18 protein-coding genes, 1 other RNA gene and 1 other annotated feature are annotated in these 24,269 nt (G+C 42.0%); of the genes, 17 read left to right on the top strand and 2 right to left on the bottom strand.

Annotated elements, in window-relative coordinates; genetic code table 11:
• Positions 1-269 precede the first annotated feature (269 nt).
• From AC1TO4_RS10815 to dtd, 5 genes are all read left to right on the top strand, one after another.
• Entirely contained in the window at positions 270-593 is a 324-nt protein-coding gene (locus AC1TO4_RS10815) for a LapA family protein (protein ID WP_482105316.1), read from the top strand.
• 138 nt (positions 594-731) lie between these two features.
• Positions 732-3,071, top strand: a complete 2,340-nt coding sequence (gene recJ / locus AC1TO4_RS10810) for a single-stranded-DNA-specific exonuclease RecJ (RefSeq protein ID WP_482105315.1) — start codon at positions 732-734, stop codon at positions 3,069-3,071.
• A complete protein-coding gene (locus AC1TO4_RS10805) occupies positions 3,071-3,583 on the top strand; it encodes an adenine phosphoribosyltransferase (protein ID WP_482105314.1) in 513 nt (170 codons plus the stop codon). Before recJ ends, AC1TO4_RS10805 begins: the two co-directional genes overlap by 1 nt.
• 131 nt (positions 3,584-3,714) lie before the next feature.
• Entirely contained in the window at positions 3,715-5,913 is a 2,199-nt protein-coding gene (locus AC1TO4_RS10800; RefSeq protein WP_482100825.1) for a RelA/SpoT family protein, read from the top strand.
• Between the two features lie 16 nt (positions 5,914-5,929).
• Positions 5,930-6,370 (top strand): D-aminoacyl-tRNA deacylase, encoded by a 441-nt coding sequence (dtd, locus tag AC1TO4_RS10795; RefSeq protein WP_482100824.1) that lies wholly within the window; start codon positions 5,930-5,932, stop codon positions 6,368-6,370.
• A gap of 128 nt (positions 6,371-6,498) precedes the next feature.
• Here the strand turns inward: dtd and AC1TO4_RS10790 are convergent, their stop codons facing one another.
• The gene (locus AC1TO4_RS10790) at positions 6,499-8,025 is read right to left on the bottom strand and encodes an N-acetylmuramoyl-L-alanine amidase family protein (protein ID WP_482105313.1); all 1,527 of its coding nucleotides are present in this window, start codon (positions 8,023-8,025) and stop codon (positions 6,499-6,501) included.
• A 141-nt stretch (positions 8,026-8,166) separates the two neighbouring features.
• Positions 8,167-8,401 (top strand) — a binding site (T-box leader).
• Positions 8,402-8,528: 127 nt separating this feature from the next.
• Here AC1TO4_RS10790 and hisS point away from each other — a divergent pair.
• The 4 genes from hisS (at position 8,529) to AC1TO4_RS10770 (ending at position 12,713) form a co-directional block, all read left to right on the top strand.
• On the top strand, positions 8,529-9,803 hold the full coding sequence (gene hisS / locus AC1TO4_RS10785) for a histidine--tRNA ligase (protein ID WP_482105312.1): 1,275 nt from the start codon (positions 8,529-8,531) through the stop codon (positions 9,801-9,803).
• Positions 9,804-9,822: 19 nt separating this feature from the next.
• Entirely contained in the window at positions 9,823-11,586 is a 1,764-nt protein-coding gene (gene aspS, locus AC1TO4_RS10780) for an aspartate--tRNA ligase (RefSeq protein WP_482105311.1), read from the top strand.
• A gap of 84 nt (positions 11,587-11,670) precedes the next feature.
• A non-coding RNA gene (gene ssrS / locus AC1TO4_RS10775) (6S RNA) lies at positions 11,671-11,851 on the top strand.
• Between the two features lie 94 nt (positions 11,852-11,945).
• Positions 11,946-12,713 (top strand): tRNA threonylcarbamoyladenosine dehydratase, encoded by a 768-nt coding sequence (locus AC1TO4_RS10770; RefSeq protein ID WP_482100820.1) that lies wholly within the window; start codon positions 11,946-11,948, stop codon positions 12,711-12,713.
• 311 nt (positions 12,714-13,024) lie between these two features.
• On the opposite strand, the gene AC1TO4_RS10765 is transcribed toward AC1TO4_RS10770, so the two are convergent.
• Entirely contained in the window at positions 13,025-14,311 is a 1,287-nt protein-coding gene (locus tag AC1TO4_RS10765) for a replication-associated recombination protein A (protein ID WP_482100817.1), read from the bottom strand.
• Between the two features lie 129 nt (positions 14,312-14,440).
• Here AC1TO4_RS10765 and cymR point away from each other — a divergent pair, with 129 nt between their 5' ends.
• The 8 genes from cymR to ruvX all read left to right on the top strand — a co-directional run bounded on the left by cymR (position 14,441) and on the right by ruvX (position 24,259).
• Complete coding sequence (cymR, locus tag AC1TO4_RS10760) at positions 14,441-14,860, top strand: cysteine metabolism transcriptional regulator CymR (protein ID WP_482105310.1); 420 nt, start codon at positions 14,441-14,443, stop codon at positions 14,858-14,860.
• Positions 14,861-14,872: 12 nt separating this feature from the next.
• Positions 14,873-16,015 carry a cysteine desulfurase family protein gene (locus tag AC1TO4_RS10755; RefSeq protein WP_482105309.1) on the top strand — a complete coding sequence of 381 codons (1,143 nt, stop codon included), beginning with the start codon at positions 14,873-14,875 and terminating at the stop codon, positions 16,013-16,015.
• A gap of 21 nt (positions 16,016-16,036) precedes the next feature.
• Positions 16,037-17,158, top strand: coding sequence for a tRNA 2-thiouridine(34) synthase MnmA (mnmA, locus tag AC1TO4_RS10750; RefSeq protein WP_482105308.1), 1,122 nt, complete (start codon positions 16,037-16,039; stop codon positions 17,156-17,158).
• Positions 17,159-17,171: 13 nt separating this feature from the next.
• Positions 17,172-17,837 carry a tetratricopeptide repeat protein gene (locus tag AC1TO4_RS10745; RefSeq protein WP_482105307.1) on the top strand — a complete coding sequence of 222 codons (666 nt, stop codon included), beginning with the start codon at positions 17,172-17,174 and terminating at the stop codon, positions 17,835-17,837.
• Positions 17,838-17,852: 15 nt separating this feature from the next.
• Positions 17,853-20,294 carry an SF1B family DNA helicase RecD2 gene (gene recD2, locus AC1TO4_RS10740; protein WP_482105306.1) on the top strand — a complete coding sequence of 814 codons (2,442 nt, stop codon included), beginning with the start codon at positions 17,853-17,855 and terminating at the stop codon, positions 20,292-20,294.
• Between the two features lie 560 nt (positions 20,295-20,854).
• Positions 20,855-23,488, top strand: coding sequence for an alanine--tRNA ligase (gene alaS, locus AC1TO4_RS10735; RefSeq protein WP_482105305.1), 2,634 nt, complete (start codon positions 20,855-20,857; stop codon positions 23,486-23,488).
• An 82-nt stretch (positions 23,489-23,570) separates the two neighbouring features.
• Positions 23,571-23,843 (top strand): IreB family regulatory phosphoprotein, encoded by a 273-nt coding sequence (locus AC1TO4_RS10730; protein WP_482100810.1) that lies wholly within the window; start codon positions 23,571-23,573, stop codon positions 23,841-23,843.
• Positions 23,840-24,259 (top strand): Holliday junction resolvase RuvX, encoded by a 420-nt coding sequence (gene ruvX / locus AC1TO4_RS10725; RefSeq protein ID WP_482105304.1) that lies wholly within the window; start codon positions 23,840-23,842, stop codon positions 24,257-24,259. Before AC1TO4_RS10730 ends, ruvX begins: the two co-directional genes overlap by 4 nt.
• Positions 24,260-24,269: the final 10 nt, after the last annotated feature.

The following is a 24,269-nucleotide window of genomic DNA, read 5'->3' as shown; positions in this document are numbered from 1 at the left end:
TTCAGATAATCATGGAACAGGGTATACACTCAACTGTATACCCTGTTTTTATCTTTATTCAGCAGAAGATTCTCACCTCCAGAGGTAGGAGATGAACGCGGTTTTATTTTCCTGTTCAGCGGGTGTCCAAACGCCTGCTGAAAAAAGATAAAGCCTCCGGCGGATGTCACAGATTTTGAAAGGAGTCAATCGAGCAAGCTCGATTCAAAATCTGGACGCAATTACGCCGAGGCGTAATTGATATTTTTTCATGAAAGGAGAACTGTCCTATGAAGTTTCAATGGAACTTGCTTCTAGGTCTTTTATTTGCCATTATTATTGCTGTTTTTGCTGTTTTCAACGTAGATGCAGTTCCGGTTAATTATGTTTTTGGAGTCGCACAATGGCCACTCGTCCTTGTCATTCTCTGCTCAGCTCTCCTAGGTGCTGCGGTCAGCGGACTATTCGCGATGTTTCTCTCGTTTCAATCAACTCGACGCATTAAAGTCCTTCAGAAAGAAATGACTTTGAAAGAATTAACGATTGCAACACAACAGAACGAAATAGCAGAACTGCAAAAGTATACTGCACTGCCATCCAGCAAGGAAATGTAGAATGGACTAAAAAATCTGGAATTGGAGCATCATCCTGGTATCCTTACCTCGATAGATGCTCTTCTTTCTGTTTAAAATAGTCTTTTCTTTTAGAGTAGAAGCGCATCCGCTATAATGAAACTGAGGATGTGAGAGATTTTGATTGAATCAATGAAAAGGTGGAAAGTGGAACGGCCGGACGAACAACAGGTAACTTCGTTGATGAATGATCTTGGTTTATCTTCTGTCCAGGCAAAAATATTAGCTTCACGAGGATTAGGAAATTCAGAAGAAGCGAAAGCCTTTTTACATATGGATGCATCCAGTATGCACGATCCTTTCTTATTTCACGATATGGACAAAGCAGTCTCGCTGATAAAAACAGCTATTGCTGCAAACAAAAAAATAGCAGTGTACGGGGATTATGACGCCGATGGTGTGACAAGTGTTACTGTTTTAACAACTGCATTGGAGCGGCTGAAGGCAGATGTGTTCTTTGCAATACCTGATCGCTTTGAACATGGTTACGGGCCAAATAAAGATTTATTCCTCGAGCTTTATGAAATAGGAGCTTCTCTAATTATTACGGTTGATAACGGGATTTCTGGAGTGGAAGAGATTGCCTATGCAAAATCGCTAGGCATAGACATTATTATTACGGATCACCACGAAATAGGTGAGGTGATGCCTGCAGCAGATGTAATCATTCATCCACGGCATCCCGATGGCGCATACCCGTTTGGCGAACTTGCAGGTGTTGGAGTAGCGTTTAAATTGGCATGTGCTTTACTCGGAGAAGTACCACAGGATTTAATTGAACTAGTCGCAATTGGTACAGTTGCAGACTTGGTTCCGCTTCACGGAGAAAACAGGTATTTTGTTAAAGAGGGTATCAGACAAATGCGTGTGTCAAAGCGTCCCGCAATCCAGGCGCTCACACGAGTTGCAGGCACTGAACAAGCATCACTTTCAGAGGAGTCAATTGGATTTATGATTGGACCCCGCCTGAATGCAGCAGGGCGTCTAGGAGATGCTTCTCCAGCAGTGGACCTATTGAAAACAGAAGATGCTGCAGTCGCTTCAGCATTAGCAAATGAACTCGATTCGCTCAACAAAGAACGACAAGCGATTGTTTCAGAAATAGCTGTTGAAGCAGAGGAAATGATTGTGAAGATGTACGGCGAGACAATGCCGCACGTATTCGTCATTTGCGGAGAAGGATGGAATTCAGGTGTTGTCGGGATTGTAGCTTCACGCTTGACGGAAAAGTATTATCGCCCTTCTATCGTCTTGTCTCTTGACACGGATTCAGGAATTGCGAAAGGATCTGCGAGAAGTATCGCGGGGTTTGACATGTTTGTAGAGCTCTCGAAAAATGCCCACCTTCTTCCTCATTTTGGAGGTCATCAAATGGCGGCCGGCATGTCTTTAGCTAGCAAAGATGTTGATACGCTACGCGAAAATCTCAACAAGCAAGCTGAGCTTGTGCTAACAGGAGAAATGCTTATTCCAGGAGTGCGAATCGATGTACCGCTTTCGCTAAGTGAAATCGATGTTAGTGTTCTAGAATCCTTGGAACTGCTTCGTCCATTTGGCATGGGATTTGAAAAACCTGTCTATATGCTTGAAGATTTAACTGCCAAAACGGTAAGGAAAATCGGAGCGGCAAAAAACCATATGAAACTTGAATTGGCCGAAAGTAATCTTTCACTGGATGCCATCGGATTTGGGCTCGGTCATATTGCCGATCAGCTGACGCCAGGCGTTAAACTATCGGTTACAGGTGATTTACAGGTGAATGAATGGAATGGGAATAAAAAGCCACAACTATTAATCGGGGATATCAAATCTGATGAATGGCAATTATTCGACTTGCGCGGCGTGCGCGAAGCGGCTAGGTGGCTTCCTACTATTCCTCTCAAGGATACATTTTTTGCTGCATTCCATAAACAAACAGTGATTCATTTTCAGTCGTCCATGAAAGGGATACCAATTACTCTCCTCGGGCATGAAACGATTGAAAAGGCAGAGAATCTGGTATTACTTGATATTCCAGACGAAGCAATTCAGCTAGAAAACCTTATTGTTTCGGTCAATCCGGATCGAATCTATGCACATTTTCACGCGCCTGAATCTAGGTATTTTGATGGTTTACCAAGCCGTGAGCAATTTGGGTGGTATTACAGTTTTTTGAAAAAACGCGAGAAATTCGATATCGTAAATAATGGTGAACAGCTTACAAAACACAAAGCGTGGAAAAAAGATTCGGTTTATTTTATGTCAAAGGTGTTTTCTGAGCTAGGATTTGTTAAGATTGAGGATGGTCTTGCTTCCGTCATGGAGACGGTTGGCAAACGGGATTTGACCGATGCGCCATCTTACAAAGAGCGTGAGCGTCAGATTGAGCTAGAAAAAAGACTGCTGTTCGCGCCTTATTCGGAATTGAAAAAATGGTTCGATACTGTGCGAAATGGAACTGTCGACAGGGAGGAACAATAATGGATTTGAAAGAATATGTAACGATTGTACCGGACTATCCTAAAAAGGGAATTAGCTTTAAGGATATTTCAACAATCATGGATAATGGTCAGGCTTATAAATTCGCAACGGATGAAATCGTCAAATTTGCGAAAGAAGTCGAAACAGACATTATTGTCGGTCCTGAAGCACGGGGATTCATCATCGGTTGTCCAGTGGCTTATGCATTAGAAGTAGGCTTTGCGCCAGTTCGTAAACCTGGAAAGTTGCCTAGGGAAACGATTGAAGTCGAATATGATCTCGAATATGGAAAAGACACCTTAACGATACATAAAGACGCCATAAAACCTGGCCAACGTGTATTGATAGTTGACGATCTTCTTGCAACAGGCGGCACAGTTGGTGCAACTGTTGAACTTGTTGAAAAGCTTGGAGGAGTCGTTGCAGGTTGTGCCTTTATCATAGAGTTATCTTATCTAGACGGCCGTGAAAGGTTACAAGGTTACAGTATGCGTTCTTTGATCACCTATTAAAAACATTCCTCCGCACGACTGGCGGGGGATTTTTTTATATCTTTATATCACAACCCTTTACATATGCATAGGTTTATACATACAATAGGAATACTATCATTTTTGCGGATAAGGTCGGAAGGGGTAATAATATGGCGAAAAATCGTGACATGACGGCGGAAGAAATATTCTCCCTCGTCGCCTCCTATATGAATGAAGAACACGTTTCGTTCGTCAAAAAGGCATATGAGGCAGCAAAGACTTCGCACGAGGGCCAGCATAGGAGTTCAGGTGAAGCGTATATTATTCATCCTGTTCAAGTTGCGGGTATTCTTGCCGAATTGCAAATGGACCCTTCGACAGTTGCAGCCGGATTTCTTCATGATGTTGTAGAAGATACAAATGTAAGCAGGGAAGATATTATTCGTGATTTTGGCGAAGAAGTAGCAATGCTTGTCGACGGTGTAACGAAACTTGAAAAATTACAATATAAATCTAAAGAAGAAAAACAAGCGGAAAACCACCGGAAGATGTTTGTAGCGATGGCACAAGATATTCGTGTCATTCTCATTAAGTTGGCGGACCGTCTTCATAATATGAGAACACTGAAACATGTACCTGAAGAAAAGCAGCGTCGGGTTGCGGCTGAAACTTTGGAAATATTTGCACCACTTGCGCATCGCCTTGGAATCTCAGCCATTAAGTGGGAATTGGAAGATACAGCATTGCGCTACTTAAATCCACAACAATATTATCGAATCGTCAATATGATGAAACGCAAACGCGTAGAACGAGAAAACTATTTAGCAAACGTAATGGAACAGGTTAAGTTGGAAATCGGAGAAATGGAAATTGATGCAGATTTATCGGGCCGTCCCAAGCATCTCTATTCCATCTACCGGAAGATGGTCGTTCAGAAGAAAGAATTTAACGAAATTTATGATCTGTTGGCAGTGAGAATTCTAGTTTCAAGTATTAAAGATTGTTACGCTGTGCTTGGTATTATCCATACGCTATGGAAACCCATGCCTGGGAGGTTCAAAGACTACATTGCGATGCCTAAGCAAAATTTATATCAGTCACTGCATACGACTGTTGTAGGTCCTGCAGGTGACCCGCTCGAAGTACAAATCCGGACCGAAGAGATGCATAAAATTGCCGAATTCGGTGTCGCTGCTCACTGGGCATATAAAGAAGGAAAATCGCTGACTGATCATCCAAGTGATATTGATTCGAAATTGACTTGGTTTAGAGAAATACTTGAATTTCAAAACGAATCTTCTAACGCCGAGGAATTCATGGAGTCGTTAAAATTCGATTTGTTCTCGGATATGGTTTATGTATTTACGCCTGATGGGGATGTAATAGAACTACCTGCAGGGTCAGTCCCGATTGATTTTGCTTATCGCGTCCATTCTGAAATTGGGAATCGGACAATTGGTGCGAAAGTTAACGGCAAAATGGTGCCTCTGGATGCTGAATTGTTTACGGGTGATATCATCGAGATTTTAACTTCGAAACAATCATTTGGACCAAGTCGTGATTGGTTAAAAATCGCAAATACCTCTCAAGCGAAAAATAAAATACGACAGTTTTTCAAAAAACAACTTCGGGAAGAAAATATCCTAAAAGGTCGGGAAATGATTGAAAAGGAAATTAAATCGCAAGAGTACGATTTAAAAGAAGTGCTTTCGATAGAAAATATAAAACGTACAATTGAGAAATTTAGTTTTACTTCTGAAGAGGACATGTATGGGGCCGTGGGATTCAACGGTATTACTGCTCAGCAAGTTGTCAATCGGCTAGCAGAAAAATTACGAAAAGTACGAGAACAACAAGACACAATAGATAAAATCGTTTCAGATATGAAAACACCACAACCTGAAAAAATGACTGAGTCAGGTGTTATTGTTAAAGGCATAGATAATTTGCTGATCAGGCTTTCAAAGTGTTGTAACCCAGTACCGGGCGATGGAATTGTAGGCTTTATCACAAAAGGCCGAGGCGTTTCTGTTCACCGTGGTGACTGCCCAAATATCATTGTTGATGATAATGATAATGACCGAATTATCGATGTTGAATGGGCAGTTGGACCTTCTAACACAAGGAAAGAGTTTTTGGTTGATATCGAAGTGTCGGCATTTGATCGGCAAGGTCTGTTAAATGAGGTCATGATGGTTGTTGCTGATACGAAAACACCCATGGTAGCTGTGAGTGGCAAAGCAGACCGTGACAAGATCGCTCGAATTCATATGACGATTAAAATTACTGATATCACACATTTGCAAAGAATCGTAGATCGGATCAAACAAATTCGTGATATCTATTCCGTGCAACGTGTCATTAATTGATTGGAAGGTGTAATACATGAGAATCACGCTGCAGAGATCGGGTCCAGCCACTGTCCGTGTCAACGGTGAGACGACGGGTTCAATCGAAAAGGGTTATGTCCTCCTAGTAGGCGTAACCCATTCGGACACTGAACAGGACGCCGATTATCTGGCGAAGAAAATCGCAGAACTGCGTTTATGGGAAGACGGCGAAGGTAAGATGAATCATTCTATACTTGAAGTGGGCGGAGATATTCTATCGATATCCCAATTTACTTTGTTTGCGAATGTGAAAAAAGGACGCCGTCCAAGTTTTACTGATGCAGCAAGACCGGACCAGGCAAAACCGCTATGGGAATACTTTAATCGCAAAATAGCAGAAGAGGGTCTAGTCGTTCAGACAGGTGTATTTGGAGAAATGATGGATGTCGAACTTGTTAACAATGGTCCAGTAACGCTTATTATTGATTCGAAATAACATAGAAAAAGGACTTTCCTGGTTGAGGAAAGTCCTTTTTCTATGTTTAGTATTCTAATACATTTATAACATGTTGCATTTTACCATGCAGGTTTTTCATCAGTGTACCGGCTATTACCGTTTTTTACTTAATTTCCATTAAAGTAGTCCAGTAGTCCTTTGTAGATTCCGTGCGTTGCCTGTTCACGGAACATATCACTCGTAACTGTCCGTTCCTCTGCTGAATTTGATAGAAAACCAAGTTCTATCAAAATAGCATTTTGCCTATTTTCACGGAGAACTAGGAAATCTCCTGGTTGTGATCCCCGGTCTCGCAGGTTTACTGAAGAGGCAAGTCCTTCATTGACCGCGTGAGCAAGTGCTTGCTGATGTGAATGTGTGTAGTACGTTGTGAAACCTGCAATACTGGGGTCGGGATTCGCGTCATAATGCAGACTAATAAAAGCGTCTGCATTATACTGACTGCTCACGGCGACACGTTTTCGTAATGATACATATGTGTCCGTCTCACGTGTGGTTACAACTTTCGCGCCAGCCGCTTTTAACTTGGCTGCAAGGAGATCGGACGTGAGTATTGTAATATCCTTTTCGTCTGTCCCACGTGTACCTGTAGTCCCCCGGTCGTTACCGCCATGGCCTGGATCAATGACAATCGTTACACCCTTTAACGTACCTGGAACACGTGCCTTCGTTTCTTTCATTACGGGTTCTATTGAGGATGATTCAACGTCTGTTGAAACAACCCATTTTGCTACAAAAGCAGATTCTCCAGTCGGTAGAGAAATCTCATACCAGTCTCCCTCTACTTTTCGAATTGAAAACTTTTCTCCTGCATCTGCTCGTGTGGCAATTTGTGATGATGTCGTCGCATCTTGACGGATATTGGTCCCATTAGAAAGAATGGTCACTTTTCCTAAGTCATTCTCATCGGATATTTGTTTGGCATTAGAAGATAATGTACCGTGGAATGAATACACCCAGCCTTGTTGATCATCTTTAAGTAAAATTCGTACCCAATTTCCATTGACCTCTTTAATTGCAAATGACTCACCTTCATGAATAAGGCCAACACGTTTAGAAGATAGATCCGCATTCTTTCTTACATTGAGCGCACCAACCGAAACGGTAAACAATTCAGGTGATGAAGTCTGTTCTACAGGTGCAGCTGTTGTCGTTTGGTCAATCACTTCTGTAATGTAGTCCGTATGTACCCAACCGCTAATTCCGTTAAATGTAATAGAAGCCCACTCGCCATCGCTACCAGTCATAATCGCTTCATCTCCTGCAGCAAGACGTTCTAGTACTGCAGACCCAATGGATGGACTAGACCTCATATTTAACTGGTCGACACGTGAAACGACTACAGTACTTGTCCCGCTAGATTGATTTGCTGAGACTGTCAGCCAAGAAGCTATCCACCCTGTACTTGTGCCATGTTGAATTTCATACCAATCTCCCGATGTGGATAAAACATAAACTGGCTCACCCTTGTTCAATGAACCCGTCACAGAATATGTAAGTCCGGGCCCTGAGCGGATGTGAAGCGATTTTGCATCGACTACTACAGATTCAGTTTCGGCATAAGTCGTTGGAATGTCTTGAAATACGCTGAATAAAAGTATGAATGCTATCAAACATTTGCTTGCTTTAGACAAATTATCATCCTCCCTATATTCTATTGTAGAAGTTTACACTCGAAAAAACTACAATTAAACGAAAAAGGTTGACTATATGGTGCAGAAACTTTAAGATGATGTTTAATTCACAATTTAAATCACATGATACTACTAAGAATAATTTTACCGAAGACATGGAAAGTATTTGTATAATTGACTGACTAGAGAGGGGCGGACGTGGCTGAAATCCACCCTACAGGAATTTACAATGAATAACACCATCGAGGCTCTGTGCTGAACGAACTCGTTTTCAGTAGGTACAGACGGAACCGGCCGTTATCCGGATTTAAAGTGGGCGCAACTTTGCGTCAATTTGGGTGGAACCGCGGAAGCTATAAAGGCTCTCGTCCCTTGCGTATGCAAGGGATGGGGGTCTTTTTTTTGTTTCTCAAATCCATATCCAATCTTCGGTGCCAGAAGCTCGGGGTAGTCCGACGCATCTGAAAGGCACCCTACGTTTTTCATTAGAAGGGGGAAATTGTATGAATTTCAAAGTGCCAAGAGGAACCCAAGATATTTTACCGTCTGAAACATGGAAATGGCAGCAAGCGGAAAAAATCATCAACGAAGTTTGTGATGTCTATCGTTACAAAGAAATCCGGACACCGATATTTGAACAAACGGAACTTTTTCAACGTCTTGTAGGTGAAACGACAGATGTAGTTCAAAAAGAGATGTACACATTTATGGATAAAGGCAATCGCTCAATGACGTTACGGCCGGAAGGGACAGCAGCAGTCGTCCGCTCCTTTGTTGAGCATAAAATGTTCGGTAACCCTGACCAACCTGTGAAACTTTTCTATACGGGTCCGATGTTCCGTTACGAACGTCAGCAAGCGGGACGTTATCGTCAGTTCGTCCAGTTTGGTGCGGAAGCCATAGGCAGTGCAGATCCAGCAATTGATGCGGAGGTAATTGGTTTAGCTATGGACGTTTATAGACGTGTTGGGCTGACTAAATTGAAACTCGTCATTAACTCGCTCGGTGATACAGAATGCAGAACTTCACACCGTGAAGCCCTCATAGCGCATTTTAATCCGCATATCGGTGAGTTCTGCTCTGATTGCCAATCGCGATTAGAAAAGAATCCATTACGCATTTTAGATTGTAAAGTCGATAGCAATCATCCATTAATTGCTACGGCACCTTCTTTAGCCGACTATTTAAATGAAACATCAAAACATTACTTCGATGAAGTGAAAACGTATCTGGACAATGCAGGAATTGCTTATGAAGTCGATGCAAATCTTGTACGTGGTCTTGATTATTATAACCATACGGCTTTTGAAATAATGAGCACATCTGAAGGTTTTGGAGCAATTACGACGCTCTGCGGTGGCGGACGCTACAATGGACTTGCAGAAGAAATTGGTGGCCCATCTGCTCCCGGTATTGGGTTTGCAATGAGTATCGAACGATTGCTTCTTGCGATGGCTGCGGAAGGCAAAGTGTTTAATGAGGAACCGGTGCTTGACGTTTACATCGTTACACTCGGTGAAACAGCTCGTCATCCCGCCTTTAAATTGTTAGGTGAACTAAGAGCGGCAGGCATACGGTCTGATATGGACTATATGGATCGTAAAATGAAAGCGCAAATGAAATCAGCCGATCGGCTTAGTGCAAGAATGGTTGTGCTCATAGGTGAAGATGAAGTGACAGAAGGTGTTGCTATATTGAAGAAGATGGAAGACGGTGCACAAGTAAAAGTACCAGTTGCAGAATTGGTTCAAAAAATTAAAGAAACATTGAATGTATAAAGAGAGGCGGATGAATGCAATGCAACGGTCACATTATTGCAATGATTTAACAGAAGAGGTAATTGGAAAAGAGGTAACATTACAAGGATGGGTTCAAAAGAGAAGAGACCTTGGAGGGTTGATTTTTGTTGATGTACGAGATCGCTCAGGAATCGTTCAGGCGGTTTTTAACCCTGAATTTTCAAGTGAAGCAATCATAATGGCAGACAAACTGCGTAATGAATTTGTAATTGAACTTACTGGGTTAGTAATTGAGCGCCAAGAAGGTCAAAAAAATCCTAACATAATAACAGGGTCTATTGAAATTCAAGTTACTGAATTAAAAATTGTGAATGAAGCAAAAAACCCACCATTCATGATTGAAGATGATACGGATGTTAGCGAAGAACTTAGATTAAAGTACAGGTACCTTGATTTACGTCGTCCGAAACTTGCGAAGACATTCAAAATGCGCTCAGATATTACTAAAACGGTTCGAAACTTCCTAGACGATGAAGGGTTTTTGGAAGTGGAGACACCAATTTTGACGAAGTCCACTCCAGAAGGTGCACGGGATTATCTTGTGCCAAGCCGGGTGCATGAAGGGGAATTTTACGCACTTCCTCAATCACCACAGCTGTTCAAACAGATGCTGATGGTATCAGGGTTCGACCGCTATTACCAGATTGCCCGTTGTTTCCGTGATGAAGACCTCCGTGCCGACCGCCAGCCGGAATTTACTCAAATTGATATGGAAATGAGTTTCATGTCAATAGAAGAAATTATTGAATTGAATGAGCGGTTAATGCAAAAAATTATGAAAAAAGTTAAAGGCATTGATGTCCAGATTCCATTCAAGCGTCTCCCTTATGACGAAGCGATGGCACGTTTTGGTTCAGATAAACCGGATACGAGATTTGCTTTGGAATTGACAGATGTAACAGACGTAGTGAAAGATACATCTTTCAAGGTCTTTGCTAGCGCAATCGAGTCGGGCGGACAAGTCAAACTCATTAACGTAAAAGGGGCAGCTGAAGATTACTCACGAAAAGACATCGATGCACTTGGAGAATATGCAGCGGTTTACGGTGCAAAAGGTCTTGCTTGGTTAAAAGTTGATGAAGAAGGATTTAAAGGCCCTATTGCGAAGTTTTTTGAAGGAGATGCGATTGATTCACTTAAATTTGCAGCAGACGCTGAAGCAGGCGATTTATTGTTATTCGTTGCAGATAGAAAAAAAGTTGTTGCTGAGGCGCTTGGTGCTTTAAGATCCAAACTTGGCAAAGACCGCGGCTTAATCGACGAATCAAAGTTTAATTTCCTTTGGGTAACAGAATGGCCTTTGTTTGAATATAATGAGGAAGATGGCCGCTATTATGCAGCTCACCATCCGTTCACGATGCCAGCAGATGTGGAAGAATTGGTATCCAGTCCTGAAACGGTTAAAGCACAAGCCTATGATCTCGTTTTGAATGGCTACGAACTTGGCGGCGGATCGCTAAGAATTTACAAAAGAGATGTACAGGAAAAAATGTTTAAAGCACTTGGATTCACTGAAGAGCGGGCAAATGAACAGTTTGGATTCTTATTGGATGCATTTGATTATGGAACACCTCCACATGGCGGTATTGCATTCGGCCTCGACCGAATTGTTATGTTACTATCAGGTTCTACAAACTTACGGGATACAATTGCATTTCCGAAAACAGCGAGTGCAAGTTGCTTGTTAACCTCTGCACCTGATAGCGTTGACGATGCGCAGCTCACAGAACTCGGTATTCAGATATTAACGAAAAAGAAGTAATAATCAGAAATGTTGAAAAATGATTAAATCTAGTATTAAAAAAGATTGAAATGATATAAAATCTATGATATTATACATGTAATACGAATCCTGAAGTGTTCGTTATTTGCCAATCAGTTTTGACCGAACATTTTTTCGTCGGGAGTCCGTATTTCGATTAGAATGACATGCCCTTCAACGGGACGTCAAAGGAATCGGATAGGACACCCACCTGCTGAGTGCGGGTTCAAAGCGATACTACAAAGACGGCACAATCGGGATTCGTTCCTTACATGATCATAAACCCCTCTGACGTATGTGCTGAGGGGTTTTTTATTGGGAAAATTGTAAATTTAGTAGATAGAAGGGCGGAATTTTTCTTGTTGCATCAATTTTCACGAAACGAATTGGCAATTGGTACTGAGGGTGTAGATCGAATGCGTAATATGACAGTCGCTGTGCTTGGGATTGGGGGAGTCGGTTCTTTTGCCGCGGAAGCATGTGCCAGGAGCGGAATTGGGCGAATTATTCTAGTCGACAAGGACGATATTGACGTAACGAATATTAATAGGCAACTGGTTGCTTATTTATCAACAGTCGGTCGTTCAAAATCAGAAGTGATGAAAGAACGTATTGCTGATATTAACAAAGATTGTGAAGTTATTTCATTACATATGTTTTATACGGAGGAAACAGCTGAAGAATTTTTCAGCTACAAACCCGATTATGTAATCGATGCATCTGACACAATCAGCTTTAAAATTCATTTAATAAAAGAATGTATTGCGCGTGATGTGAAAATTATTTCATGCATGGGGGTCGCGAATAAGACTGACCCGACCCGCTTGCAAATTACGGACATATCAAAAACAAATACGGATCCAGTTGCCAAGGTAATTCGTCTCAGATTAAGGAAAGAGGGCATCCATAAAGGAGTGCCGGTTGTGTTTTCTGATGAAAGTCCAATTGTCGTGAGAGAAGACGTGGTCGATACAGTTGGCAAGCCGGAAGCTTCGATTCGAAAAGCGAAAATGCCGCCCTCATCAAATGCATTTGTTCCTTCAGTTGCTGGGTTGATCAGCGCAAGTTGGGTCATTAACGATATTGTTTCAGACATTCCTATTCAAAGAGTAAAAGATAAAGTATAATAGGACAACCGCGTGAGAGTATTCATTTTCATGCGGTTCCTTTTTGGTTGTAACGAAAATAGTACAAGGGTTATAATGTGTTATGGTAAAATTACTTAAGTAAACAATGAACTAGGTTTTGCAGAAAGGATGTTACTGTGTGGATAAAGTATTAAGGTTACTAGTTTTTGGATTAGTTGCACTCATATTGACTGGATGCAGCGGTGTAGAAGCGAAAATTCCGACCGCAGTTCAGGATGCTGTAGCACAATAATGTTCAATTATTCAAAACCCTCCTAAAGAGACAGCTAGGAGGGTTTTGAATTGTTGAATTACTTTTTCTTTTGAAACTCTTTTAACTTCTTGTAAATTGCAGCCAACTTCTTCTCTTCCCCCGCTAGAACGGGTTTGTAAAATTCAGTACTTTTTAATTTCTCTGGTAAGTATTGCTGATTTGTCCAGCCACCGAAAGAACCGAGAGGCGTGTCATGTGGATATTTATAACCTGTATGTCCGAGTTTTTCCGCGCCAGCATAATGGGTATCTCGTAAATGTAATGGAATATCCCCAGTTTTGCCTTCGTTGATGGCCTTGACAGCTGCATCAAATGCTTTATAAGCTGAATTCGATTTCGAAGACAAACACATTTCGATGACAGCATTCGCTAAAGGAATGCGAGCTTCTGGCATACCTAGCCTCATGGCTGCATCTGTTGCCGCAAGGACGTGCGGACCAACGGATGGTGAGGCGAGTCCGATATCTTCATAGGCCATAACGAGCAAACGTCTAGAGACGGCTGTCAAATCTCCGGTCTCTAGCAGATTAGCAAGATAATAGATGGCGGCATCGACATCGCTGCCTCGAACTGCCTTTTGAAGTGCCGATAAAAGATTATAAAAATGAGAACCTTTTTTATCACCGAACAAACCGATTCGACCAAGTAAATTTTCAAGTAGCCAGTCTTCAATAATTGTTTTTCCGTCTACACTATCACTAGCCGAAACAGCCGATTCGAGAACGGTTAACGCTTTTCGCGCATCACCGTTAACACCTTCAGATATTAAAATCAGTTGGTCTTCCGATATATCGATTGCCATTTTTCCAAGTCCGCGCTCTTCATCTGTTAGCGCTCTACGAAGAACTACTAATAAATCAGTCGGTTCCAACCGCGCCAATTGACGAATTTCACCACACCTGGATCGAATTGCTGGATTGACGTCATGATATGGATTTTCAGTCGTTGCTCCTATTAAAACAATTGCCCCGTTTTCAACATGAGGCAGTAATGTATCTTGTTGTAATTTGTTAAAACGATGTATTTCATCAAGGAATAACAACACTTTCCCGGTGATGCGCGATTCTGCAACAACTTCTTCTACATCTTTCTTACCTGAAACGGTCGCATTCATGGCGATGAAAGGAAGGTTGCTTGTACCTGCAATTGCATGGGCGAGTGATGTCTTACCGATTCCGGGTTCACCGTACAATAGCATCGAAGGAACGTGACCGTTTTTAATCATACGGTATAATGCTGTTTTTTCACCTATAATTTCTTTCTGTCCTGCAATCTCATCTATATTGTTCGGTCGCATGCGAAACGCCAATGGCTCGTTGTTCAAAATAACCACTCCTCAGTACATCTGTTCCTCTATTATACACGTTAGACAAACGTAAATCATTTTAAGGAAGCCGACAGGCCACATATGCTATAATATTTTGAAGCAATCGTAAAAAAGGACGGGATATATATGAAAATTTCTACAAAAGGGCGATATGGACTGACAATCGTTGTTGAATTGGGGGCTAAGTACGGGGAAGGTCCTGTACCGCTTCGGAAAATTGCCGAAGAACAGAAGTTGTCTGAAGCCTATCTTGAACAGCTGATTCCACCGCTACGCAATAGTGGAATAGTTAAAAGTGTACGCGGTGCATATGGCGGCTATATGCTTGCTAGATCACCTGCTGAAATTACGGCTGGAGATGTTATCCGTATTTTGGAAGGGCCCATTCAGCTAGTAGAAGGTTTAGAGGGTTCGGACATCCCTCAGCAAGAACTGTGGAAAAGAATCGGTGAAGCAGTGCGCAGTGTACTTGACACAACGACTATTGAAGATTTAATGAAATCCGGTGAAGCAAATGAACAAGACAGTTATATGTTTTACATTTAAAGGGGTCTTATAATGACAACAATATATCTCGACCATGCAGCGACGACACCGGTTCATCCGGAAGTAAGCGCGACTCATATAAAAATGCTTGAATCTGTATTTGGAAACCCTTCGAGTATCCACAGTTACGGCAGAGAATCTCGAAAATGGCTTGATGATGCAAGAAAATTACTTGCACAGTCCATCAATGCAGAACCGTCGGAAATCATTTTCACATCAGGCGGAACTGAAGCGGATAACTTTGCGGTTTTCGGAACTGTAATGGCTATGAAGGAAAAAGGAAATCATATCATCACGACGAATATTGAACACCATGCCGTTTTAAATCCATGTAAACAACTTGAGTTGCTGGGTTTCGAGGTGACATATTTGGAAGTTGATGAAAATGGGAGAATTAGTACGGAACAAGTTATAAATGCAATTACTGATAGAACGATTCTAGTCACGGTTATGTATGGAAATAATGAGGTAGGTACAATTCAGCCGATTCGTGAAATTGGTGAGATTTTGAAAGGTCATCAAGCTGTATTCCATACGGATGCTGTACAGGCGTTCGGCCTCATTCCACTTAATGTTGACGAACTTGGCGTTGATTTATTATCAGTTACTGCTCATAAATTAAATGGACCAAAAGGGATAGGTTTTCTCTATCAACGTAAAGGACTTGAAACTTCTCCGCTCATATTTGGGGGAGAGCAAGAACGGAAACGCCGTGCTGGTACTGAAAATATTCCTGCAATTGTTGCCTTTTCGAAAGCGGTGTCGATCGCACAACGTGAGATGGTACAAAATAATTTAAATTACACTAACTATACAACTATAATGACGGACATATTTGACGAACAAGCTATCGTATATGAAGTATCTGGAAAAAATATAGACAAACTTCCACATATTTTGAATATAAGCTTCCCAGGAACGGATATTGAATCACTTCTCGTCAATTTAGACATGGCGGGGATTGCTGTGTCAAGCGGATCTGCATGTACTGCAGGCTCAATTGATCCATCGCACGTTCTTACTGCAATGCATGGTGAAAATTCCGCTAAACTACGAAATTCAGTTCGGTTCAGTTTCGGTCTTGGTCTTAACGAGGAATCCATTAAGGAAGCCGCGCACAAAACCGCTGGTATTGTGAAAAAGTCTGTGAAATGAAAAGCAAAGGATGTTTATAGAATGATAACAACTAAATCAGCAGCAGAAACACGTGTCGTTGTCGGTATGTCTGGCGGTGTCGATTCATCTGTTGCGGCACTACTATTAAAAGAACAGGGTTATGAAGTAATCGGGATCTTTATGAAAAACTGGGATGACACGGACGAATTTGGTGTCTGTACCGCAACCGAGGACTACGAAGACGTCATCAGTGTTTGCAATCAAATTGGAATCCCTTATTACGCTGTAAATTTCGAAAAACAATATTGGGATAAAGTCTTTACGTATTTCCTTGAAGAATATAAAGCGGGACGAACACCAAATCCCGACGTAATGTGTAACAAAGAAATTAAATTCAAGGCTTTTCTCGAACATGCAATGAGTCTTGGAGCAGATTATTTAGCAACAGGGCACTATGCACAAGTCGTTGAAGTAGATGGCGGCGTTTCGATGCTACGAGGAAAAGATGAAAATAAAGACCAAACCTATTTCTTGAATCAACTTACTCAGGACCAATTGCAAAAAGTCATGTTTCCTATTGGCGCTATGGACAAAAGTTTGGTGCGTGAAAAAGCTGTAGAAGCAGGCCTATCAACGGCAACGAAAAAAGATTCAACTGGTATTTGTTTTATCGGTGAACGGAATTTCAAAGAATTCCTAGGACAATATCTACCTGCGCAACCAGGTGATATGAAAACTATGGATGGTGTATCTATGGGGCGTCATGATGGGCTAATGTATTATACAATCGGACAGCGACATGGTCTTGGTATTGGCGGGGCAGGGGAACCTTGGTTTGTTATCGGGAAAGACTTGAAAACGAACGTTCTTCTGGTCGGTCAAAACTTTCACAATGATGCTCTTTATTCCGATAGTTTGACAGCAATCGACATTAGTTTTTCCACAGTGCGAAAAATGTCGAAAACGTTCAGTTGTACAGCAAAATTTCGTTATCGTCAGCCGGATACAAAAGTAACCGTTGAATTGACTGAAGACGGTAACGCAATCGTCCGATTTGCAGAACCGGTTCGTGCAATAACTCCAGGACAGGCTGTTGTTTTTTATGACGGCGAAGAGTGTCTTGGCGGGGGAACAATAGATACTGTTTTCAAAAATGGAAAACAACTTGACTACGTTGGATAAGGAGAATTTAATTATGGAATACAATGAGATTGGAATTGCTGCACTACAAAAAGGTGAATATGAAAAAGCGGTCGAATCATTTATGCAAGGGGTTGAAAAGGACCCTGAAAATGCGGTCGGTTATATTAATCTTGGGAATGTATTCGCCTCACTAGGGGATGCCGAAAGAGCAGAACCTTTTTTTCAGAAGGCGATTACACTAGATGCGGAGGCTGGCACAGCATATTACGGTCTGGCCAATCTTTATTATAATAAAGAGCGTTTTGAAGAAGCGGCTAAACTATATGAAAAAGCAATTCGTCAAGGTATCGAAGAGGCAGATGTTTATTTCATGCTCGGAAAAAGTCTCGAACGATCGAGTAAAGAAAAATTGGCATTGCCATACCTTCAACGAGCGGCCGAACTGGCACCGAATGATCTTGAAATCAGACTATCCTACGGTATTGTCCTTGCAAATTTGGAGTTGTTTAAAGAATCGGAAAGCGAATTTCTATTTATTCTCGGACAGGATGAGGATAATGCCGATGCCCATTATAATCTAGGATTTTTGTACGCAGTTTCAACAGAAAACAAAGATGATGCCCTTAAGCATCTTGAGAAAGCTTTTACAATCGAACCAGAACATCTACAGGCACGATATATATTTGACATGATTCAACTGGGTGGAAATAGCCAATAAGAAGGGGTGGCGGTTATGGAAGGGAACAACGCAATGGAATACATGGAAGAAATCTTTCTAATCGGGCGACCGGTCGTAACGATCTTCCATAACCCTGATAGCCTTTTTACGATTGCGAAGTTAAAAGTTCGTGAAACGAATAGTGGGTATGAAGATAAAGAAATTATCGTTAAAGGTAGTTTTCCGCAGTTGAATGCTGAAGATGATTACAAATTCACTGGGAAACTTGTTAATCACCCGACTTACGGTGCTCAATTTGAAGTGCATACTTTTACGAAAGAGATGCCCGCAACAGAAACAGGACTTGTCCATTATTTATCGGGCGACTTATTTCCGGGCATTGGGATGAAAACGGCCCAAACAATTGTGAAACAGCTGGGAACAGATGCGATAAAAAAGATTCTTGATAATCCGTCTGTTCTCTCTACTGTTCCAAGGCTATCCGATGAAAAAAAAGAGACACTTGTTTCCGTACTTGAACAAAATATGGGACTCGAACGGACGATTATCCAGTTAAACGAATGGGGATTCGGTCCGCAAATAGCAATGCGGATTTATCAGAAGTATCGGGAAGAAGCGATTTCACAACTTACTGAAAACCCTTATCGACTTATTGAAGAGATTGAAGGCGTAGGTTTCCAACGCGCCGATGAACTTGGGAAAAATCTTGGAATTACGGGAAATCATCCATCGAGGATCAAAGCAGCTATTCTTCACACGATGAATCAGGCAGTGCAATCAGCAGGTCATGTGTTTGTAGAAGCAGAGACAATCTTGCCTGAAGCGAAACGACTATTAGAAATGAGTCAAAGAATGGATATTCAATATTCAGATATTTCCCAGGCAATTATTCAACTTGTTGAAGAAGGTAAGCTGTCTGCAGAGGGAAAAAGACTATACATACCATCCCTTTACTTCTCTGAAATTGGAATTGCAGCTAAACTAGAACGAATTATGGAAAATGATACCGCCGATCAATTCCCTGTGTCTGAAATTAGGAAAGCTGTAGGGGAAGTAGAGGAAAGACTCTCTGTCAATTATGCGGAAACACAAGTGTCTGCGATTGAAACTGCACTCCATTCACCATTAATGATATTGACGGGTGGTCCTGGAACAGGGAAGACGACAGTGATACGCGGTTTTGTGGAAGTGTATGCTGAATTACATGGGTTGTCACTAGATCCAACAGAATATGCGAAGAAGAAAGAAACATTTCCCATTGTTCTAGCAGCGCCAACCGGACGTGCTGCTAAACGTATGTCCGAATCGACAGGTTTACCCGCTATGACTATTCACCGACTACTTGGGTTTAATGGGTTGGAAAAGGAAGAAGAGACTGAGCGAGAAATTGAAGGACGTCTTATTATCATCGATGAAATGTCGATGGTAGACACATGGCTTGCACATCAGCTATTAAAGGCGCTTGCGAATGATGTTCAACTGTTGTTCGTCGGAGACCAAGATCAGCTACCGCCCGTCGGACCCGGACAAGTGCTGCGTGATATGCTGGATTCTGGGAAAGTTCCCGTCGTTGAACTGACTGAAATATTTCGACAAAGTGAAGGTTCATCAATAATTGAAATGGCACATATGATTAAGCGGTCAGAATGGACAGATGATATTACTAAGAAGACGTCGGATCGTTCTTTTATTAAAGCAAGTAGTGACCGAATTCTAGAAGTTGTAGAACAGGTTGTAAAAAGTGCAATCGTCAAAGGTCATCCTATCAAGGATATTCAAGTACTTGCACCCATGTATCGCGGACCTGCGGGTATTGATGGGTTGAACAAGATGATCCAGGAAATGGTTAATCCGCCTGGGCCAAAACGAAAAGAAGTTGTTTTTGGGGAAGCGGTTTACCGGATTGGAGATAAGGTACTACAGCTTGTCAACCAACCTGAGAGTAATGTTTTTAACGGTGATATGGGTGAGGTCATTTCGATTATAAAAGCGAAAGAAACAATTGATAAAAAAGAACTGCTCATCGTATCGTACGATGGAATTGAAGTTACCTATGAACGGAACGACCTTAACCAACTTACACTTGCTTACTGCTGTTCAATCCATAAATCTCAAGGTAGTGAATTTCCAATTGTTATCATGCCAATCGTTCGTGGACATCGTAAAATGTTGCGTCGCAATTTGTTATACACTGGCATCACCCGTGCAAAAAACTTCCTTATTCTCTGTGGAGAACCTGAAGAGTTCAGGACAGGTATAGCACGGACTGATGAAATGGAGCGTCAGACTACACTGAAAGAGCGTCTTAATGGAAGCATGATCGAGTCGGAAGTTGAAGAGGATAAGGCTACAGGAATTTCCGATGAGTCAATCGTCAGTCCGACCGATTCTCTGCCGATAACCTACGAACTAACGATGGAAACTTTCATGGCAATTGACCCGCTGATAGGTATGAGGGGTGTAACTCCTTATGAGTTTCTTGAAGCTTCCGATTGACAATTAGACAGAACTTTTCTATAATCCAATTAGAAATGCAGAAGCAGTCGATTCGATTTAATGGAAATAAGACGAACCGGATAAGTGGTGTTTTCCAAGCACACTTGGACAGTCTTATGACTAAGCTTTAAATGGTAATAATATTTGATATGAAACACGTTGACGGAGAAAGTAAACATGTCTGCTTGATCAGAAAAGTGCCCCTTGGCTGAAAGGGTGCTCAAGTAAGAATGTCGAAAAGCTACTCTTGAGTGCAGCTCATCCCTGCCGTCCGCCGCGTTAAGGCAACCAGAGATGCCGGATATATTTGTTTCGGTAATTAGGGTGGTACCGCGAGACTAACATCTTCGTCCCTTTGTTTAGGGACGGGGATTTTTTTGTGCTCAAAGAATGTCGATGAGCAGCGGAGAGAGATTGAACTTTGTCCCGCCTCTTTGCAGCAGGATGTCGCGCAATATGGCTACTTTTCCTTTAGCATTTTGCAGTAAGGTTCTCAAAGTTACAGCAAGAGGCTTACACTACATAACTACACATATTTAATTAACTAGGAGGAAACAATTATGAAAAAGATGTCTTCATCCGAAATACGCAACTTGTTTTTAGAGTATTTTAAGGAGAATGGCCACAGTGTAGAACCGTCCGCTCCACTTGTCCCAATCGATGATGCTTCGTTGCTGTGGATAAACAGCGGTGTGGCAACATTAAAAAAATACTTTGATGGGCGAGTTGTTCCGATAAATCCGCGCATCGTCAATGCACAGAAATCAATTCGAACAAACGATATTGAAAACGTAGGAAAAACAGCACGCCATCATACATTTTTCGAAATGCTTGGGAACTTCTCGATAGGCGATTACTTTAAAGAAGAGGCGATTGTACGCGCTTGGGAGTTTTTGACGGATGATAAATGGATTGGTTTTGATCCTGAGTTACTGTCTATTACAATTCACCCGGAAGATGAAGAAGCTTATGCGATTTGGCGTGATAAAATTGGTCTTCCTGAAGATCGTATTATTCGTCTTGAAGGGAACTTCTGGGATATCGGAGAAGGCCCAAGTGGACCGAACTCGGAAATATTCTACGATCGTGGGGCTTCTTACGGAGATGACTTCTCAGATCCTGAATTGTATCCAGGAGGGGAAAATGAACGCTACTTAGAAATCTGGAACCTGGTTTTCTCAGAATTTAATCATAATCCGGATAATTCGTATACGCCGCTTCCGAAAAAAAATATTGATACAGGAATGGGACTCGAGCGTCTGGTATCCGTTATCCAGGAAGTTCCGACAAACTTTGACACGGATCTCTTTATGCCGATAATGAATGCGATTGAAAAGGTTTCCGGAGAGACATACCGTGAAGATGAACAAAAAGATATCGCATTCAAAGTAATTGCGGACCATATACGTACAGTCGCTTTCGCAATCGGCGATGGAGCACTCCCGTCCAATGAAGGACGTGGTTACGTACTTAGAAGGCTGCTGCGTAGGGCGGTTCGTTTTGGGAAACAGCTAGGTGTAAACAAGTCATTCATGTTTGAATTAGTTCCAGTCGTAGGTGAAATCATGGAAGACTTCTATCCTGAAGTTACCTTTAAGAAAGAGTTCATTATGAAAGTTATTAAAAACGAAGAAGAACGTTTCCATGAAACTTTATCGGATGGAATGGCTATTCTTTCTGGCGTAATTGAAAACGTGAAATTAGCAGGTTCGACGATCGTTGCAGGTACAGATGCATTCCGTCTTTATGACACATATGGCTTCCCGTTCGAATTGACAGAAGAACTTGCTGAAGAGGCGGGTGTCACGGTTGATCGAGCTGGATTCGATTTGGAGATGGATAGTCAGCGTAAGCGTGCTCGAGCAGCGCGTCAAGACGTTGACTCGATGAGTGTCCAGTCGAGTGTGCTTGGTGAAATTAATGTGCCTAGTGAATTTGTTGGGTACGATCAACTGCAAAGTGAATCGACAGTTGTCACTCTTTTACAAGAGGGTGTACAAGTAGACAGCGCATCCGAAGGTGACGAAGTTCAGTTCATCTTAGATTCTACGCCGTTCTATGCGGAAAGCGGAGGACAAATTGCGGACAAAGGAATTATTAGTAGCGAATCCTTCATTGCAGATATTAAAAATGTACAAAAAGCACCGAACGGTCAAAACTTGCATACTGCTATTATTCGTTCCGGTGAATTGAGTAATAATACAAAGGTCGTAGCTGAAGTAAATCAAGCAGCAAGAAAACTTACTGTCAAAAATCATACAGCAACACATCTTCTCCACAAAGCATTGAAAGAAGTACTAGGTATGCACGTTAATCAGGCAGGTTCATACGTAGGACCTGATCGTCTGCGTTTCGATTTTTCACATTTTGGCCAAGTGTCGAAAGAAGAACTTGAGAAGATTGAACTAATTGTCAATGAGAAAATATGGGAAGACATTGCTGTTGAAATTGCCGAAAGACCAATTGACGAGGCGAAAAAACTTGGTGCAATGGCACTTTTCGGAGAGAAATACGGAAATGTTGTTCGCGTCGTTTCTGTGGGTGATTACTCATTAGAACTCTGCGGTGGTTGTCATGTTGCCTCAACTTCTGTCATTGGGTTGTTTAAAATTGTTTCCGAGAGCGGTATCGGAGCGGGTACCCGTCGAATTGAAGCAGTTACTGGTCAAGAGGCTTATCGGTCATTCAAAGAAGAAGAGGAATTGCTCGTCAATGCAGCAAGCCTTTTAAAATCAAATACGAGAGATATTGTGACAAAGGTAGGTTCGTTACAATCCGACATGAAAGAACTTCAGCGTGAAAATGACTCGTTATCTGCAAAACTTGGCAATAGTCAATTGGCGGATGTCATGACATCGGCACAGCAAATTGATGATGTTACGGTAATCTCTGCACGTGTGGATGTGAAAGACAACAACGGTCTTCGTCAGATGATGGATGAATTGAAACAGAAGCTATCAAAAGGGGTAATTGTTCTTGGTGCCGCAGTAGACGGAAAAGTGATGCTTGTGTCAGGTGTGACTGAAGATTTAAAATCCGGGAACTATCATGCGGGTAAAATCGTCAATCACGTAGCGACACAATGTGGCGGAAAAGGCGGCGGTCGCCCAGATATGGCTATGGCGGGGGCAAAAGATGTGTCAAAACTTGATGATGCCCTTCAATCCGTGTATGATTATGTCAAATCTGTTTAACTGGAGCGGTAATTCGGTTATAATAAGAAACGGAATGATATCCGATTCGTAAAACGGATGATCTGAAAGCGGGGTGTCTATTATGGAATCATACGACAAGACGATGAAATTCAACTTCCCTGAAGAGTCGATGGAGCAGGAAGTGAAACAGGTCATGCTTCATGTGCACAAGGCACTTGACGAAAAAGGGTACAATCCCATAAACCAGATTGTCGGTTATCTTCTATCGGGCGATCCTGCCTATATACCTCGTCATGAAGATGCTCGTAATCTGATTCGAAAGTTGGAACGCGACGAAATACTGGAAGAACTTGTGAAGTTTTACGTTCGTGAAAACGGGGGCAAAGCGGAGTGAGAACAATGGGATTGGATGTTGGATCCAAAACGGTTGGCATCGCGATCAGTGATGCACTTGGGTGGACAGCCCAAGGCATTGAAACAGTAAAGGTCGATGAAGGTGCTGGCCAGTTTGGCATGGATAGAATCCAACAACTAGTAAATGAGTACGAAGTCAGCGGGTTTGTAGTAGGTTTTCCAAAAAACATGAACAATACAGTTGGACCGAGAGGGAAAGCATCTCAAGACTACGCGGAACTACTGAAAGAAACATTCGGCTTTCCTGTAACACTATGGGATGAAAGGCTTACAACGATGGCCGCGGAAAGAGTGCTGATTGTTGCGGATGTCAGTCGTAAAAAAAGAAAGTCTGTTATTGATAAGATGGCAGCGATCATGATACTTCAAGGGTATCTTGATTTAAAAAATAGATGAGGTGATCGTA

The sequence above is a fragment of the Sporosarcina sp. Y838 genome, assembly GCF_056786515.1.
The sequence above is the reverse complement of the archived record's forward strand: the minus strand, read 5'-3'. Positions and strand labels throughout refer to the sequence as shown.